At 59.4% G+C, this 18565-nt stretch carries 6 protein-coding genes; 4 read left to right on the plus strand and 2 right to left on the minus strand.

Going from position 1 to position 18565, the window contains the following annotated elements; genetic code table 11:
* Positions 1 to 236 precede the first annotated feature (236 nt).
* The 4 genes from ADBZ9O_RS17650 to ADBZ9O_RS17665 are packed head-to-tail and all read left to right on the plus strand — an operon-like array spanning position 237 to position 15845.
* Positions 237 to 2711, plus strand: a complete 2475-nt coding sequence (locus ADBZ9O_RS17650; RefSeq protein ID WP_526524050.1) for a DEAD/DEAH box helicase — start codon at positions 237 to 239, stop codon at positions 2709 to 2711.
* On the plus strand, positions 2708 to 7429 hold the full coding sequence (locus ADBZ9O_RS17655; protein WP_526524052.1) for an Eco57I restriction-modification methylase domain-containing protein: 4722 nt from the start codon (positions 2708 to 2710) through the stop codon (positions 7427 to 7429). Before ADBZ9O_RS17650 ends, ADBZ9O_RS17655 begins: the two co-directional genes overlap by 4 nt.
* A complete protein-coding gene (locus ADBZ9O_RS17660) occupies positions 7426 to 13680 on the plus strand; it encodes a DEAD/DEAH box helicase (RefSeq protein ID WP_526524054.1) in 6255 nt (2084 codons plus the stop codon). The genes ADBZ9O_RS17655 and ADBZ9O_RS17660 overlap by 4 nt, the downstream gene beginning before the upstream one ends.
* Positions 13677 to 15845 (plus strand): UvrD-helicase domain-containing protein, encoded by a 2169-nt coding sequence (locus tag ADBZ9O_RS17665; RefSeq protein WP_526524056.1) that lies wholly within the window; start codon positions 13677 to 13679, stop codon positions 15843 to 15845. Before ADBZ9O_RS17660 ends, ADBZ9O_RS17665 begins: the two co-directional genes overlap by 4 nt.
* Here ADBZ9O_RS17665 and ADBZ9O_RS17670 read toward each other — a convergent pair.
* Both ADBZ9O_RS17670 and ADBZ9O_RS17675 read right to left on the minus strand, forming a co-directional pair.
* On the minus strand, positions 15832 to 16710 hold the full coding sequence (locus ADBZ9O_RS17670; protein ID WP_526524058.1) for a hypothetical protein: 879 nt from the start codon (positions 16708 to 16710) through the stop codon (positions 15832 to 15834). The two genes, ADBZ9O_RS17665 and ADBZ9O_RS17670, sit on opposite strands and share 14 nt — an antisense overlap.
* 111 nt (positions 16711 to 16821) lie before the next feature.
* Complete coding sequence (locus tag ADBZ9O_RS17675) at positions 16822 to 18501, minus strand: TIGR02391 family protein (protein WP_526524060.1); 1680 nt, start codon at positions 18499 to 18501, stop codon at positions 16822 to 16824.
* Positions 18502 to 18565: the final 64 nt, after the last annotated feature.

An 18565-nucleotide genomic window follows, 5' to 3' on the forward strand; every position in this document is an offset into this window, starting at 1 on the left:
ACGGTGTGCGCGTCGAGGTAACCGGTGTCAGCTCACTCGTCCGCGACCAGGACGCCGTGTTCTTCGGCTCGCTCGACACCATTGACCGGCTCGACCCGCGGGAAGGCAAGCTCGTCGCCGACGACTCCGCAGGCTTCCGGAGCTCACGCCTATGGCTGGAGTCGATCAGGCGGGGCAGCCCCGTGCCGTCAAGCGAAACGCGGATCACCGTCGGGCACCGCGGATTACTCGACCGCATGGACTATCAGCTACGTCCGGCGTCGCAGGCACTACAGAACCTCAGGCCACGCATTCTCATTGGTGATGCGGTGGGTCTAGGCAAAACGCTTGAAATCGGGATCTTGCTGTCGGAGTTGACTCGTCGCGGCCGTGGCGAACGCATTCTTGTCGTCACCCCGCGTGCGGTCCTCGAGCAGTTTCAACGAGAACTTTGGACGCGCTTCGCGATCCCGCTCATCCGTCTGGACTCCAGTGGCATTCAGAAGGTCCGGCAGACGTTGCCGAGTTCGCGCAACCCCTTCAGCTATTACAAGCGAGTGATCGTCTCGATCGACACTTTGAAGAACCCTGCTCGGTACAAGCATCATCTCAAGAATCAGAAGTGGGACGCGGTCGTGATCGACGAGTGCCACAACCTGATCAACCGAGGCACCCAGAACAACGAACTGGCCAAACTGCTTGCTGCACAGACGGATGCACTGATCCTCGCCAGCGCAACCCCCCACAACGGTAAACCCGAGTCCTTCGCGGAGTTGGTACACCTCCTCGACCCGACTGCCATCGTCGACCGCACCGAGTACGCGGCGAAGGACATCGAGCATCTATACGTGCGTCGCCACCGCAACTCGCCTGACGTGAAGATCGATGTCGCTCATAAATGGAAAGAGCGCCATCAACCAAAGGTAATCGAAGTCGTGCCGACGGCTGCCGAGGCCGAGGTACTTCGGGAACTTGAAGACACGTGGCTGCATCCAAAGGGTGCATCCGTGGTGACGGGTCAGGGTAGGCAGCTGTTTCCGTGGACTCTATTCAAGGCGTTCCTGTCTTCACCAAAAGCGTTGCGGTCGAGCATCGCACGACGACTCACAACCATCGGCGAGTCGTCGGTACCGGAGACCAAGGCGCTTGCGCGGCTCGACGAACTCGCCGAGAAGGCAGATGCGAGTATCCCGTCGAAGCTGGTGACGGTGGTCGACTATCTCAAGAGCATCGGGATCTCGAAGAATTCAGCAACGCGCGTGGTGGTCTTCTCTGAGCGCATCGACACTCTGACATGGCTACAGCAGGAACTTCCCAAAAGACTGAAACTGCCGGCAGGTGCCGTTCGCGCGTTATATGCGACGCTTCCAGACGACGCGGTCCAAGACATTGTGAACGGCTTCGGTCAAGCCTCTTCCGACATCCGAGTCCTCCTGGCATCCGACATGGCGTCCGAGGGTCTCAACCTTCATCACGAGTGCCATCACCTCGTCCACTATGACCTCCCGTGGTCCTTCATCCGGATCCAACAACGCAACGGCCGCATCGACCGATATGGGCAATTGCACGCTCCCGAGATCAGCGCACTTGCGCTTGCCGGCGAGGATGGCGTGACCAGCGACCTGAAGGTCGTCACCAAACTGCTCAAGAAAGAGTACGAGGCCAACCGCGCTCTCGGTGACGCCGGAGTCCTACTCGACCTGCATGACGCGGAACTCGAAGAGCAGGCTGTGTTGAAAGCCATCCGTGGAGGCAAGGACCTCGACGACGTCGTTCCCGAGCCGACCCCTAAGGCCCTCAACCCGTTCGCTGCAATCATGGCGGTGGGAGGTCAGCACGAAGCGGACGCCACCCCGGAGACCGTCGATGAACACTCGCTGTTCGATGACGACGACAACTTCCTCATCGACGAACTCGCGGACGTTGCCGCCGAGATTGGTGAGCAAAAGCTTGACGTTCATCGTGACGCCGACACGGATTTGATCGCGTTTGCGCCGCCACCCGACTTGATCACCCGGTTCAGAGACCTTCCGAGCGATTACATTGCCGAACAGGGCGTTGAGAAGCGGCTCAGACTGACGGGCAGCGCGAAGTACGCACAGTCCAGGCTTGATCGAGCTCAGGCCTTGGAGGACACCGCCTGGCCCGACGTTCATTTCTTGGCGCCGATCCACCCCGTCCTCGATTGGGCCGCCGAACGAGCCGTTGCACGCTTCGGGCGCAACGCAATTCCTGTGTTGAGTGGGGATGTCGACTCGCCTGTCTACCTGACCCAAGCCGTGTGGGCCAACGAGCTCGGCAGACCGGCGATCGCTCATTGGGGTGCCATTCGCGGACTACCGGACCGCCCGGAAGTCGGTGACTTCGACGAAGCGCTCGACGCAGCGGGTATCACCGAAGGTGCCACCAACTCCGGGCTCAGGACTGATGACTACGCCGGCGCGCAATACCAAGTCGCCGCGGCCGTCGATGTCGCCACACAACACCTCCGCGATAAGCGCGATGACATCGAGGCTGACCTTCTGCGGCGGGTCGACAACTATCGGCAGAACCTGCACAACTGGGAGCAAGCTGCGTTGAGCATCGTGGACGATCCAAAGCGTCGAACCGGATCGAAGCTCACCATCGCCGAGACGTCAGATCAATCGCTGGCCCTGATCGACTCCCAGGCCGCCGCCGGAGACCCCTTCGTACGCGTCGTCGCCGTCATCGTTCCAAGAGTGGGTGCATGAACATGTTCGATTCCATCGCGAACGTCAACGACTATCTCTCCGAGCACTGGCTGGCCGAGGTTTTCCCGTCCAAGCTCAAAGACCTGGCCGCGACATGGAAGGAACTCTCCACCAAAGGCAAGGAGACACCGGTTCGCGGACTGGCGGCGCTGAACGGTGCGTACCTGACGGAACTTGGGTCCCTGCCCGAACGAACGCATCAGGAGTTCACGCAACTCGTCACGCAGTCACACCAGACACTGCTGCGCGCAGTCGGTTTCGACGCCACTCCTGTGGCTCTTGAAACCAGTCAGGCTGACACCCCGATCAATGTGCCGTTGTTGGGACGGTTCTCCAGCCCCACGTCGGCGGACGCTCTACATATCCTGCAGGCCGTACCGGTCGATTCGGTCGACGCACTTCTTGGCCACGACGCCCACTTGTTAATTCCCATCACCGTGGGCGTCACAGGTGAGGAAACAGAGACCCTTACAGCGGTGCCGAAGGCGATCACTCAGCTTTTCGTAAGTGATGACCCCCCTCGATATCTATTGGTCGTCGCGGGCTCGGCTGTCCTGGTTACGGATGCTGCCCGATGGTCTGAGGGGCGATACCTCGCCTTCGACGTCGCAACGGCCCTTGACCGCCGTGACGATAAGGCCACTGGGGAGTTAGCGTTTCACGCAGGCCTTTGGTCCGCCGACGTGCTACTGCCGAACGATGACGGCAAGACGACCCTCGACGCCTTCACCGAGGATTCCGAGAAACACGCCGTCGGCGTCAGCGAGGACCTGCGAGAAGGACTGCGCATCTCGATTGAGAAGATCGCGAACGAGGTCCTTGCGCAGCGACGAGCGAGTGGCCAACCGGTAGAAGGCATCCCAGAGCTTCCCCGTGACCTCACTACCCAATCATTGCGTTTCCTCTACCGAATTCTCTTCTTGCTCTTCGCAGAGGCAAGGCCCGAACTTGGGATTCTTCCCGTCGGCGCCCCCGAATATGGCTCGGGCTACGGACTTGACCGACTTCGCGAGATCATCCAGGTGCCACTCACTGGCACATCAGCCGATGGACATCATCTGCATGTGTCCCTGAACCTGCTCTTCCGTCTCGTGAACGACGGACATAACGCCGACACCGCGGACGGTGATGGACTCGTCTTCGAAGCGATGCGCTCTGATCTCTTCGACAGCAAGCGCACGCCGCTGATCGACGAAGCGACGCTCAGCAACCAAGTGCTGCAAGAGGTACTTACGCTGCTGTTGCTGTCAAAGCCCTCGAAGAACAAGAACAGGCAACGCGGCTACATCTCTTACGCGCAGCTAGGCATCAATCAGCTTGGAGCGGTCTACGAGGGGCTGATGGCATACTCCGGCCTCATTGCGCAGGACGACATGGTCGAAGTCGCGCAGGACGGCAACGCCGACCGGGGCTCTTGGTTGGTGCCCTCAACCCGATCCGGCGATTACGACGAAAAAGACTTGGTGTGGCGCGAAGATCGGCTCACCGGCCGCAGGGATATCGTTCGACACTCCAAGGGAAGCTTCGTCTTTCGTCTCAGCGGCCGCGACCGCCAACGGAGCGCCTCCTACTACACGCCAGAAGTCCTCACCAGAACAGTCGTGAAACACGCTTTGGCCGAACTGATCACACCGGACACCAAAGCGCAGGCAATCCTCGCGTACCGCATCTGTGAGCCGGCGCTCGGCAGCGGTGCCTTCCTCAACGAAGCAATAAATCAGCTCGCCGTTGAGTACTTGAGTCGTCGTCAGGATGAGCTAGGTGAGCGGATCGACCCCGAGGCGTACACGACAGAACTGCAGAAGGTGAAGGCCTACATTGCGTTACACCGCGCGTACGGGGTGGACCTCAACTCGACCGCCGTAGAACTGGCGGAGGTGAGTCTCTGGCTCAACGTCATGCACCGGGGACTGCAGGCGCCCTGGTTCGGCCTGCACCTTCGACGGGGTAACTCGCTTATCGGAGCGCGCCGGGCGACGTACGACTTTACGTCGCTCGGCAGGGCCAAGAAGAGTTGGCTCAAGACGCCTCCTGTTGATCGCCCACTGTCCGCAGGCGCAATCGGTGAAGGCGAGATCCACCACTTCCTGCTGCCCGCCGACGGGTGGGGTGCGGTCGCCGACGCGAAGCAGGCAAAGGAGCTCGCGTCCGAACAAACTGCGGCGCTGAAGAAGTGGAGGACGGAGGTGTCTAAGAAACCGTCCGCGAAGCAATTAGACCGTCTTCGAGCGCTCGCTCGCCGCGTAGAGCGCCTATGGGAGTTGACGGTTCGTCGGCTTGAAATCAGCGAGCGAGAGATCTCCCGACAGATCGACGTGTGGGGAGTAGATCTCCCGACTATCGCTGCGGCAGTCACGCGAGAAGAAGTCGAGTCGGAGCTTCTCGACCCAGAGGGGCCATACCTGAGACTACGGCTTGCGATGGACGCGTGGTGCGCACTTTGTTTCTGGCCGATCAACTCGGTCGTTGCTGACGATGCACCCCTAGCGCCAACGCCCCCGTCGATCGACGAATGGATATCGACGCTGGAGGGACTGCTTGGAGCCGCAGGGGTGAAACAGGCCGCAAAAGGCCAAGTGATGTTCCATGAGACGCTCGATAGTTTTGATCAGTTATCCAAGGTCGACGAGCTTGAGCGCGATTTCTTCGGTATGCGGCCAGTTTGGCAGCTGGTCTCAGGCCAGCGGTGGCTGGGAGTTGCTCGAACAATCGCGGAGGAGCAAGGATTCTTCCACTGGGAGTTGGACTTTGGCAATATCTTTCAAAGCGGCGGATTCGATCTGCAGGTAGGAAATCCGCCCTGGGTACGGCCCGATTGGCGCGATGACATTGCGCTTGCGGAATTCGACCCATTCTTTCTGTTGCAAGAGACGCTTCCGGAAAGCATCTTCAATCGTCGACGCGATGAGACTCTCGCATCAGCCTCCATCACCGGCCGTTATCTGAGCGATCTCGCCGCCTGGGCAGGGCTCGCCAGCCAGTTAGGATCGCCTGTCGAACATCCCCTGCTCGCGGGTGTTCGAGTAAACTTCTACACGAACTTTATGGTGGCCACCTGGCGGCATATGGCACAAGATGGTGTAATTGGGCTGATTCATCCTGAAGGGCATTTGTCGGACCCGAAGGCTGGATTATTGCGGGCACAGACTTACAAACGCCTGCGTAGGCACTGGCAGTTCGTCAACGAATTGATGTTGTTCGAAGACGTCGGACACCAGAAGACCTATGGGATACACGTCTATTCAGGGCCGCGATCTATTCAGTTCGTTCAGATGTGTTCATTGCTTAGTCCCGACACCGCGGATCAATCGCTTGTAGTTGATGCGAGTGACGAGATACCTGGAATCCAATATGCTTGGGGGGGATGGGACTTCAGGCCTCATCCATCCAGGGTGACGGTGGTGGATGAGTCTGTATTGGCTCAATGGGCGCTTCTGTTCGACCCCCCCGGAACACCAGCTGAACAGGCACACATAATTCGCCCATTCACCCGCGAGCACTTAGAGATCTTGTCCGTATTTGCCCAGCAGGTACATCGAATGAGCGATTTTCAATATAGATGGACTAGCTTCTGGAATGAAAAGAACGCAAAAAAGGATGGATATATAAAATGGGAAACCAAGTATCCCTCGAGTTGGACTGAAGCGATTCTCCAAGGTCCGCACTTTTCGGTTGCTACTCCTTTTGCGAAGGAACCGAACGAGTTTTGCAAAAGTAAGGGCGACTACTCCGTCTGGAACCTTCTGGAACTGCCGGAAAACGCGATCCCTCGCACAAACTATCAACGCGCATGTGATCGCAAGAGATATGAGGAAGACGCACCACAATGGAATGGTCAACCAGCTACCAGCTATTGGCGCGTTGTGTGGCGCCGGATGACGCAGCCAGTTCTAGAGCGGTCTTTGCAGGCGGCACTTATCCCGCCCGGCCCCGCACATGTTCATACCGTCCATTCGCTTATGGTGTGCGCACGGTCGGGATCACCAAATTCGAGAGAAGCGTCGGATTACTCGCCGCCGCAAGATCTTCGAAATACTGTTCTCACTGCAGGCCTCTGGGCATCCCTGCCGTTTGACTATCTTGTTAAAGTAAGTGGTAAGTCGGACATTCAGGCCGAGCTCGTCGACCGATTCCCCGCCCCCGTCGCTCATGCCGCATGGCCGCACCTGCTTCTACGCGCTCTGCTCTTGAACTGCGTGACGGCCGACTACGCTCCGCTTTGGGGCAGCCTGTTTCAGGCCGAATTCAGCCGAGACACTTGGACGGCGGCATTCGATGCGTACCTGCCCTCATTCGAGGGTCGCGCGAGTTCTTGGGTAATGTCCACGCCCTTGCGGACAGACTTCGAACGTCGGGCGGCGCTCGTAGAGATCGACGCGCTTGCGGCGCTGATGCTTGGTCTTTCTGCGGACCATTTGGCGCTCATGTTCCGTGCTCAGTTCCCGGTATTGAGAAAGTACGAGTATTCAATGTACTTCGATTCGCGGGGCACAAAGATCGCTAAAGACCACCAGGCGAGTGGCGTCGAGCAACAGAAAGAGGATTTCAAGCTTCTCGAATCCTATTTGGGAGGGGGCGATTCGGGCGATCTTCTCAGCCGCTACACGCCGTTCCCGCCAGATGATTCACATGCCGATCCTTGGTTCTACAAACCGGATCGTGAAGCTGAGATGCGGTCGGCCTATGCCGACTTTGAGCAGAGGCTCGCGTCGGCGTGAGTGATCCAACGTTCCCTTCTCTTCTAGCCGAGGAGACGCGGGATTCGATCGTCGAGTACCTGTCGACGACGTTCGCGCTCGCTGATGGTGCGGCGCGAACTGCGCTTGAGGAGTTCCTTCGGGACCCGGAGTCGGGTGTCTTTCGGGGGCCTTACTTGAAGGTGCGGACGCCATACAAGCCGGTCGACGGCACTTGGGTGTCGCCACTGCAATGGATGCCTCAGGGCTTCAGACCTTTTCAACATCAAGCTGAGGCTTTTGATCGGCTCTCGTCTTTGGGCAAGGCAGCGCAACCGACGATCGTCACGACGGGGACAGGGTCAGGCAAGACGGAGTCTTTCTTGGTGCCGTTGCTTGATCACGCACGGCGCGCCACAGCCCGCGGCGAGCGCGGGATCAAGGCGATCATTCTCTACCCAATGAACGCGTTGGTGACGGACCAGGCGCGCCGGCTTGCTGGCTATCTCCACGAAGACCCGGCTTTGGGCGAAGTGACGGCTGGCGTCTACATCGGCGGCGAAGGTAAGCGCAAGTTCTCCAACAAGTATCAGTTGGTCGATCACCGCGAGACCCTGCGACAGAGCCCACCGGACATCTTGCTCACCAACTACAAGATGCTTGACCTCTTGCTGCTCCGCCAAGGCGACAACACTCTGTGGGACAACGCAACTGCATCAATGCAATACGTCGTACTCGACGAGTTTCACACCTATGACGGAGCGCAGGGCACCGACGTCGCAATGCTGATTCGTCGACTCGGCGCCCGCCTCCGGGTCGCCGAAGCTGGCCGGCCGCTAGGCCGTATTACACCCGTCGCTACGTCTGCGACGCTCGGAGGCGGTACTCGGTCGGCAGAGTTACGCCAATTCGCCGAGACCATCTTCGGAAGCGTGTTCGACCAAGATTCTTTGGTCGTCGAGACTGCGCTATCTGCTGGCGAGGTAGTACCAGAGGTCAACTACGAATTGGAAATTCCGTCGGTCGACGACATCCTCGCCGCAGCAGTGCCCGATGCTTCGGTCCCTGGCTCATGGGAGTCGCTGGCATGTGCGGTACTCGAACCGCACGCAGACTCAGACTCCGGCAATGTCATCGACTATCGAAACCCCGTAGCAATCGGTGAAGTTCTTCGGACCCACTTCCTTACCCGCGTGGTCATCGACGCCCTCAAGGATCGGCCACTGAGGCCAGCTGAGGCTGTCGTCCAGATCGCCCAAGCCGGCGTCCTTCCCTGGGGTATGCACAACTCGTCTCGACCAGAAGAAGTGCAGCTGGCTCTGTTGAAGTTCCTCGCGCTGCTGTCGGTCGCCAAAGTCGATGACGGCCAGGGGAACGTACGACCGATGATCAGCGTCCAGGTTCAGCTATGGGTGCGTGAACTGACGCGGATGATCCGCAAGGTGAGCTCGGCACCGGACTTTGCGTGGTGGCATGACGGCCCTGCCGCCATCAATAGCTATCTGCCCGCCGCTCACTGCAGGGTCTGCGGTCGTTCGGGCTGGGTCGCAAACACGACGGAACTTGGTGAGTCTTTGGCCGGCGAATCAGTCGCTGTCTGGCGCAACAGCGCTCGGCCCTCCGCGCGATCCAAGACCAGGGTTCTCCTGCTCGCCAGCGCCGGAGAAGCGAATGTCAAGTACCTCGACGCTGAGACGCTCGAGATCGTCGCGACTGCCGACGATTCGGCCGTGCCGGTTCACGTGACACCCGATGACGACCAAGCGGCAGATCAAGTCTGTCCGTCGTGCGGCGCCCGGAACGCAATCCGATTCATGGGATCGAGTCTGGCCACGCTGGTAAGCGTCGGTCTCACGGGCGAATTCGGATCGACGCTATTGGCTGAGTCGGAGAAGAAAACTCTCGTCTTCACTGATTCAGTCCAGGACGCTGCCCACCGTGCGTCGTTCATCGAAGGCAGAGCCTTCCAGTTCAACTTCCGCTCGAAATTGCTTGGCGCGTCGGGTGGCGAACGCACGTCTTTATCCGAGGCCGCACGCCGTCTGCTCGCGGACACACCCGTCGACGATATCTACCCGATCACCCCACCCGACTTCGTCAGGCGTCTGGGCCTCGACGGAGAGTGGCTGACGGACGACTTTGACGGGCATCTGCAACACGTTCTCAACGACCGCATCTCGTTTCAAACACAACTCGAATTTGGCTTGAACTCCCGAATCGGCCGCACACTCGAACTGACCGGCGCAGTCGCGGTCGACGTCGACGTCGACCTGGACGCCGTCGCGCAGAATACGCGCGAGGCACATCAAATCATGCCGCAGCTGAGCCTGGATTCGGCGCTGGACGTGATCGCCTATCCCACCTGGATTTTCGGGCTCTTGGAGCATTTGCGGGTCAACGGCGGGATCCATCACCCTTGGTTGGCCAGTTACGTTCACGCAGAGGGCAAGCGATGGTCAATCTGGGGCGGTAGCGCCGAAGGGATGCCGAAGTTCCCGTGGGGCCGCCCGGCACCGTCGTTCTACACCACGGGTGCTGCCGCAAAGACTGACTTCCAGTCGTTGAATCCGCGAGGCGAATCCTGGCTCACCGACTGGACCAAGCGCTGCCTTCAGGTCAGCAACGCTGAAGCCAGAGCCCTGTTGGCCGACGTCGTAAGTCTGATGGCCGGCAAGGATATGCCGCTGGAGCAGCGAACAGGCGAAAAGGGTTCCAAGGTCTACGGTTTGACTGCCGACAAGATCATCCTCGACCCAAACGACGTCGTCCGCCTCCAGTGTCCTGTATGTCATCATCTGCAGCCCTCAACGAGCTCGCGGGCACACTTGTGGGACGGCGCGGTCTGTCCGCGAATGAGATGCACCGGTCATCTCCGACCTGTCGATCTGGACCCGACCAACTTCTATCGGACCATGTATCAGAGCCACCGCATCCGGCGCATCGTCAGCCAGGAGCACACTGGTTTGCTAGAGCGGGAGGAGCGGGAAGAGATCGAGGCCCGGTTCAAGTCCAGCCGCTCGCCAGTCGACCCGAACATCCTCGTCTGCACACCCACCTTGGAGTTGGGCATCGACATCGGCGACCTGAGCACCGTCGCGCTGGCCTCGCTGCCGCGCTCAACCGCCAACTATCTGCAGCGCATTGGACGTGCGGGCCGGAGCACAGGCAACGCGTTCATCCTCGCCGCGGTGTCCAGTAGCCCGCGGGACCTTTACTACTTCGCGCAACCCACCCATCTGATCGCCGGCGAGGTGATGCCCCCCGGCGCCTACCTGAACGCGACTGAGCTCTTGCATCGCCAGTACTTCGCGTTCTGTCTCGACCGCCTGGCCGCTGGAGAGGTCCTGCTGGCTCAGCCGATGCCATCCAAGCTCGATGCTGCGCTTGATCGCGGAATGGACGACGGTAAGTGGCTGCGGTCGCTTATCGACGCGGTGACGACGAACGCTGACAATCTGACGGCGAAGTTCCTCGACTTATTCGGCACCCAACTCGGCGCCGACGCCCAGGGACACATGCGTATGTACGCCGCGGAGGGACTGCGCGATGATGCCGCGCGTGTAGCGCTGAAGTGGCAGACCGAAGGTGACGAAATACGCGGGCGCCTCAGCCAACTGGCCAAGGTCATCGCAGATCTGGACAAACACGGGCATCTGGATGATAAACAGGTCGAGGACCGCAAACGATGCGCCGGCGAGTCCAGGGCGCTGGCAGACCAACTGTATGAGCGCGGAAAGCAAGAAACTCTGACCGGTCTCAGCGGAGTCGGTTTGCTGCCGAACTACAATCTGCTCGACGACTCGACGACTCTTGACGTCCATCTCTGGTGGACCTCGAACGAGGGCAAGTCCTCGGAACCGCAGGCACTCGATCTTGCGTACGAGCGCAGCAGCAGAGTCGCACTCACCGAACTCGCGCCTGGTGCTTTTTTCTACGCAGGCGGCAAGCGGGTCGAGATCGACGCCGTTGACGTGGGCCCCGCGACCCAACCTGCGTGGCGACGGACGACGCTATGCCCGTCGTGCGGTTGGGGAAGCACGGACGTGGTGGCGAGTCTCCAGTCGTGTCCAAGATGCCACAACCCGGCAGTCACAGACTCCGGCGCTATTCATAAAGTGCTCGTTCTGCACAAGGTATCGGCAGTTCATCGGCTCGACGACGTTTTGATCGACGATGAGTCTGATGACCGAACGCGCACCTTCTTCAGCACCGTGAGTGGAGTGGACATTGCGCCTTCCGACATCGCGAAAGCGTGGCGGCTGAAGGAGCGAGTGTTCGGCGCTGAGTACGCTCGGTCGGCCAACATACGGACGCTCAACCTCGGTTTGGGTGACGTACTGGGCAACCAGATCGACGTCGCGGGGGAGACCCTGGCCGCCGGCGGGTTCAACACCTGTGCACATTGTGGCGTCGTCGCGCGGCGGGCCGCCGATACCGACGAGGTTCGGCACCGCGGCTTCTGCTCAACTCGTCGCGGTACCGCCGAGCAGTGGGAGAACCTCCTGCTGTCCCACGAGCTTCGCACGCAGGCGGTCCGGCTGTTGCTGCCTGTGTCGATGCTGCACTTCGAGACGACACAGGTGTCCTTCAAAGGCGCTCTGCTACTGGGACTTCGGCGGGACTTCGGTGGGGACCCGCAGCATCTCAACGTGCTTGCGTCCAGCATGAGTGACGGTTCGGTCACGCGGAGATTCCTGGTCTTGCACGACACCGTCCCCGGTGGCACGGGTTATCTCGACCGGTTCGGTGAGCCCGACCGCATGAAGGCAATCCTCGAACTTGCTCGCACTGCATTGCGGGAGTGTCCTTGCCGTACCGAGGGCACAGCCGCGTGTCATCGCTGTCTTTACGGTGTTGTGTCGCCGCGGGAGATGGCGTTTGCGTCGCGGGAGTCGGCGTTGAAACTGCTCGACGATTTCCTCGGGGAGTGGGACGTCGAAGAAATCGCAACAGTCACGGGCATCGACATCGCCCCAGTGCAGCTCAGCGAATTAGAGATGCAGTTTCGCGAGGCGCTCAAGCAACATGTCGCCAACCGACCCGGTTGTTCGGTAGAGACCGCGAACGGATCGACGGGCGAGGAAGTCGATCTGCGGCTCGCTGGACATGACGGTGGGGTCCGGCGATGGCGGATGAGACCGTTGGTAGGGGTCAAGGCGTCAGTATGGACAGAGCCTGACTTCTTACTGACACGTAGTGATGCGCAGGACCTCGATGTCGCGATCTATCTGGACGGGCAGAAGTTCCACGCAAGCCCTGAGAACAACATCACTGACGATGACGCGGTCAAGCGCGATGCTTTGCGACGGGACGGAAAGCGCGTCTGGTCCATAACGTGGGACGATGTGCAGGCATTTGCTTCTGACAAAGTGAAGGCTGCACTGCCTGATCTCGTTCATCAGCAGGTTCAGAACACGGCCAGTGACAGTGTTCAAGACGTCCGCTTGAAGACGTTGTGGCAGAACCCTATCGACATGCTGATCGAGTATCTATCCGACCCGGAATCAGACCTGTGGTCACGAGGGTCGTTCGCAACAGTGCTAGGTCTGGTCAACCCGCCCGGCAAGCATGGCGCGGGTCCGCCGATCCTCACCAGGCCGTCGACGCTGGCTCATGCGCTCCGAGAAAGCTTGGCCGGGACTCCGCCGGATTCCGAGCCGAACGGTGCGTTGATGGTTGTGCCACGTGTGGGCCGGAGCGGTCTCCCGCTTTTCATCTGTGCCGATCCGGCGAATTTCGAACCAACCACTGGAGTGTTGGCCGTCCTGGATGACCGAGATTCTGAGGTCGGTGGGCCGAAACATTCCGCACAGTGGCGTGACTGGCTGCGCTGGTCAAACGTCCTTCAGTTCCTGACGGTGCCGCGGCATGGCGAGTCGATGCCTCTGCGTATGGCTGAAGTCTGGACGAGGAAGTCAGCAGACGCCTTTGGTGGAGTCCATGTTCCGCTGAGCGTGGTGGGGTCCGGCAATGTCGATATCGCATTCGCGATGCCGAGTGAGTGGGAAGAAGTTCTCCAGTATTCGGATAATAGCCTCGCACCTCTTGTGTCCACGCTCGCCCGACAGGGAACGGCGGTGCCTGAACCGGGGATCGAAATCGGCCCGGACAGTTCGGTGTGGCAGATCGAACTCGCCTGGCCCGCAGTCAAAGTTGCGGTGGTGGTCGACGAAGAAGTCGATCGAGAAGCCTGGCTGGAAGCCGAGGGTTGGAAAGTCATTCATGCACAGCAGGCGACAGACGTTGAATCGCTCGCGACCATTCTGAGCGAGCAGGTTGGAGGCCGGATATGAAGACGAAGGTGGAGATCCACGATCTCTTTCAGAACTCGTATGACGAGCTCGATGGGAGCATCAAAAGTCGGGTCCTGAACTTCATCATGAAGCTGCAACAGGACTCCGACGCGACCGGATTGGACTTCAAGCGCCCGAAAGGTGCTGCCGGCAAGCACGTCCGTACCGCACGCGTGACCGACAACTATCGCGCGGTACTTGTCAATGCGGGTGCCGATGACGACAGTGGTCGGCTATATCTCGTGGCAGTCAAGAAGCACGACGACGCCTACAAGTTCGCCGAGACATTGACGCTGCAGGTCAACGGAAAGACCGGCGCTGCAGAGCTATACGACCCGATCGCCCTGGGCGAGGCCATGGACAAAGCGCGAGCAGGGATCCACGCTGGCGGTAGCGCCGACCCATTGATGCCCGCTTCCGTGAGCAAAGCTGACCTCGAGCGCTTCGGTGTGGCATCTGAGGTAGCGGCGGAATTGAAGCAGATCACGACAGAGGACGCTCTGCAGAAGGTCGTCGAAGCGTTGCCTGGTTCGCAAGGCAACGCGGTCCTCGACCTTGCCTTCGGCAAGGACCCTCAGGACGTGTGGAACGACCTTGTCATCGAAGAGCCCGGCCCGATCGACATCGATGACTTTGAGGCAGCGCTCAAACGCCCTCTGTCTCGGCTGAGTTTTACCGCTGTTGAAGGCGATAGCGAAGACGAACTGCGCGCCGTCCTGGAGGGGGAGTTCGCGAAGTGGCGGGTCTGGCTACATCCGTTGCAACGCAAGCTCGCAACTCACGAAGGATGGAACGGGCCCTTTCGCGTCACTGGTGGCGCAGGCACCGGGAAGACAGTCACCGCGATCCACCGCGCTCGATTCCTCGGACGGCGCCTCGACGAGACTGGTGCTGATCCGAAGGTCAAGATCCTGTTCACCACTTTCACCCGCAACCTTGCGCAGACGATTGAGGGGCAACTGATCCAGCTGGCAGGACCGTCCGTCACCAACCGCGTTCACGTCGTCAATCTGGACTCACTGGCCAGAACAGTCGTTGCGGCAACTGATAGCGGCAGGAAGTTTGTGAACTCGTCAAAGGTCGTGTTCGACTATCAACTGGAGCCGCTGTGGCGCACTGCAGCGCAGGCAACAAAAGGCGATTGGGATCCTGGTTTCCTGAGTGATGAGTGGTCGCAGGTTGTCCTAGGTAATGGATTAGCGGATGAAGCTGAGTACCTCAGGGTGGCCCGTAGTGGTCGGTCACAGCGTCTGAGTCGCCCCCAGCGCGCTAATGTATGGCTGGCCATTGAACAGTTCCAGTTACTGATGCGCGCCCAAGGCCAGACAACGTTCACAGAGCTGGCCGCCCGCGCCGCCGCGAACCTCGAATCCGACCCTGCTTTGAGGGACCAGTTCGGATATCGCCATGCAGTGATAGACGAAGCCCAAGACCTTCACCCCGCTCACTGGAAGCTGTTGCGGGCCTTGGTTGCAACGGGCACCGATGACCTGTTCATCGTCGGCGATGCGCACCAGCGGATCTACGGCAAGCCTGCGCCACTATCCCGGTTCGGGATAGAAACTCGTGGCCGGGCACGCCGTCTTACGGTGAATTATCGGACCAGCCGCGAAATTCTTCGGTGGTGCCTACGCATTGCAGACGCAGAGGCCGACGATCTGGATACCTCATCGGACACTCTGGCCGGCGCTCGTTCCGTGTTTGGTGGCCCAGAGCCCGAATCGCTTGGTTTCAAGTCGAAGTCGGACGAGGACAAGGGGATCGTCGGAAAGATCGAGCAGTGGGTTGCCGACGGATATTCACGGTCTGACATCGCAGTTTTCACGTTTGAGAAGAATGACGTTCGTGAGATCTGCGAGTCGCTAGAGGCAGCTGACGTCGCGGCCGCGGTGGTGAACGAGAGCACAAAGGAAGAGAAGCTTGGCGACGTTGTTCGCGTCATGACTATGCATCGCGCCAAGGGCCTGGAGTACCGCGGAGTATTGATGGCCCGTTTGGGCTCGAAGTCGTTTCCGCCCCACTACTTACAGCATAAGCAGGGCGACGAGCGCGAGCAGGAAGAAAAGAAGCTGCTCCGGGTGCTTTACGTGGCGGGGTCGCGAGCCCGCGAGCGACTCGCGCTTTTCTGGACTGGCGATCTCTCGCCGTTACTCAGCCGGGAATAGGTCCGACGTCCTTGCCGGACTTGACGTTCTTGAGCCGTCCTCCGTGGACTGCGGCCGCAAGGTCAATGTCGTCGTCGGTGATCCGGCCCTTGCGCTTAATCAGCTTGCCGGTACCGGTCTCAAGGTCGATCGCGTAGAAGACCCACAATGAGTATGCGGTTGCATGGGTTGCCGCATAAGCGATTTCCCCGCTGGACAGCTTTAAGCGAGGTTCCACGTCCTCAGTAGCCTTCACCGCTATGTGGTGCTTTTGGCCATCAGCTTGGCGAATGATAAGTGAGAAGTACTGGCCCGCCGGTGCACGAAAGATTGTGGCCGAGGGCCATTGTGCCTTGGCTTCCCACGTCGCGAGCGCGATCCCTAATTCGTAGAGGCTGTCCGTGGTGCTCTCCCCGGGGCCGGATGAGGATGTCTGTCGAGATGTCTTTAGGGCGACCTTCATGGTTGATTGTTCATCAAGTCCGGCAACGGCCAGGATCTCGTCGAAGGCGGTCTGATCGATTGTGCGCACACCGGTCCGGAAGTGCAGGCCAACGTCCTTCGGAAGCCGTCCGTTCGCACCCGGTTCTAGATACCGTCCGTCTTGTTTGAAGGGCACATTCGCGCGAAAAGTTCGATAGCTTGTGATCTTGCACCGCATCCGTCCGTCATCGGTGGGCGTTATCGCTCCGACGATACCGATACCGAAATAATGCGGAACCTGAATGCCGCCAGCTGCAGGCCGTTTGCCTCGGTAGTAGACGAAGGACTCACCAGGCTGCACGAGTTTCTGATATTTCTTCGGGAATTCGTAGCTTGCCCCAAGCCGGTCATCATAAGTGATAGCGGCGGCGCTTCGTTCATTTTGTACAAGCACGAGGGGCATACGGACTCCTGATTTTCGCCAATTAGCATTCAAGTCGTAGAGCCGCTATCTGGCTTGTTCTAGCGTTATTGAATGCTCAAGTAATTTTCAATGCTTGAGCGCAGTTCGTCGTTATGAAGAAAATGTAGAGTCTGCGAGTCGTCGTCGCAGATGCGACATCAAGCTTAACGCGTCTAAACAGTCCTCATGGCTGATGACCCCTAGCTTTTTGATAGTCGTCATTGGCTCGTGAGACAATGGGTTTCGGAACGCACTCCAAATGGCCTTTGCCAGCTCTCGTTGGCCATTCTCAAGGTTCTTGGCTGATTCGCCCGAGATGGTGGGATCGCCTCGGCGAAACCCATCGGTGAAGTGCAATCGTCCCGGTTCGGGGCCGAGTGCCTTGCCGAACAGCTGCGCCTCGCTTTCATCGGGGAGCTTCGCGGCAGCACGCAGGTCGGCGACATACTGTTTACACGCTTCGATAAGCGCTTGATGGTAATCGCCTTCTTTGAAATATTGTTCACAGGCTGCCTGGATATCGGGGTGGAGGTGGCGCCATACCAAGTCCGCGTACGGCGGCGCTATGTCCTTCAAGTTTCTGACGGCCCGGCCTCGGTCCTCGTCGCTCATATCGGTGTCGTCTGACTCGATGATGTCGATCAGATCCCTCAACGGCTTCTTTTCGGGACCAAGCATTGTGTCAACCCATTCGTCGGAGTCCACCCCCGTCTCCTCCTCGATCTGATCCTTCTTCTTGCCAGCACGAAGCTGCCGCCGGATCTGAGCAATTTCCTCGACCATGCGCCTCAAAAGCGCACGAATTTCTGCTGCGTCGACCTGCTCCCAGTTGATCGCGCGCCGATCAGTAGCAACGACATCGGGCTTAATGGCGTCCAAGCTGTCTACCGACACGTGTCCGGTGAGGTAGGCATACGCATAACTGGAGTCGGATGCGCCAAAGAACTCGGGTTCATTCGCGAGGCGGCCGTTCGCGTACACAGCGATGCCGCGCATGTGAGTGGGCAACGGCTTTTCGGCGGCGATTACTATGCCGCCAGCACCGACCTCTGCGAGTTCGGTTGAAGTGCCCGGAAGATCGGTTGGGATGGCCCACCTGAATTCAGTCGCAACTGAAGCCATTCGCACCTCGCGTGTGACCGGATGCCTAGAGCCGTCGCGGCCGAACGCTACCAGTGTTAGATCGCTGTCACTGTATTGGAAGAGCCGGGAAAGACTTGCTGCGAGGTCGCTGGCAGAGATATCGCTCGAACGCGTCAGATTGGACACCGTCACAGAGGTTCCATGTTCTTCTGCCTCGGCAGGTTCAACGACGGTGACTGGTTCATAATCACCATCTTTGGTATCGAGCAGGTCCTTCCAGCTCATCGTCACGGCGAGGCGTTCTGTGCTTCCCTGACGGGTAGTCGTGACGGTGATTTTGTGACCGATGCCGAATAATGCGAGTTTCCCCAGACCTTTCTTGCCGGATACTGTTCGCATACCGCTCTCAGACTTGGCGGTTGGCAAATTTCCCCGGCGGTTTCGGCCAATTCGAAGGTATTTATCCCGTACGTCGTCGCTGGACATGCCATGTCCGTCGTCCTCGACAACGATCAACTGGTCTTCCCCGCTACCTCTTATTCGTACGCTGATCACGTTAGCGTCAGCGTCGTATGCGTTGGCAACAAGTTCGGCTACGGCGTTCGGGAGGCGCGAATACATGTTTGACCCGAGGTGCTCAATCGTGTGCGGGTCGAACTTCAGGACAAGGCCCTTGTTGGTCGTATCCGACTCTGTCGCGTCGCTCATAATGGATACAGGCTAGTGCGAATGGCAGGTGGTGCCAGTGCTTGCGCGGGTGCGTCGCAAAACT

Source organism: Mycobacterium sp., assembly GCF_965229105.1.
Classification (GTDB): domain Bacteria; phylum Actinomycetota; class Actinomycetes; order Mycobacteriales; family Mycobacteriaceae; genus Mycobacterium.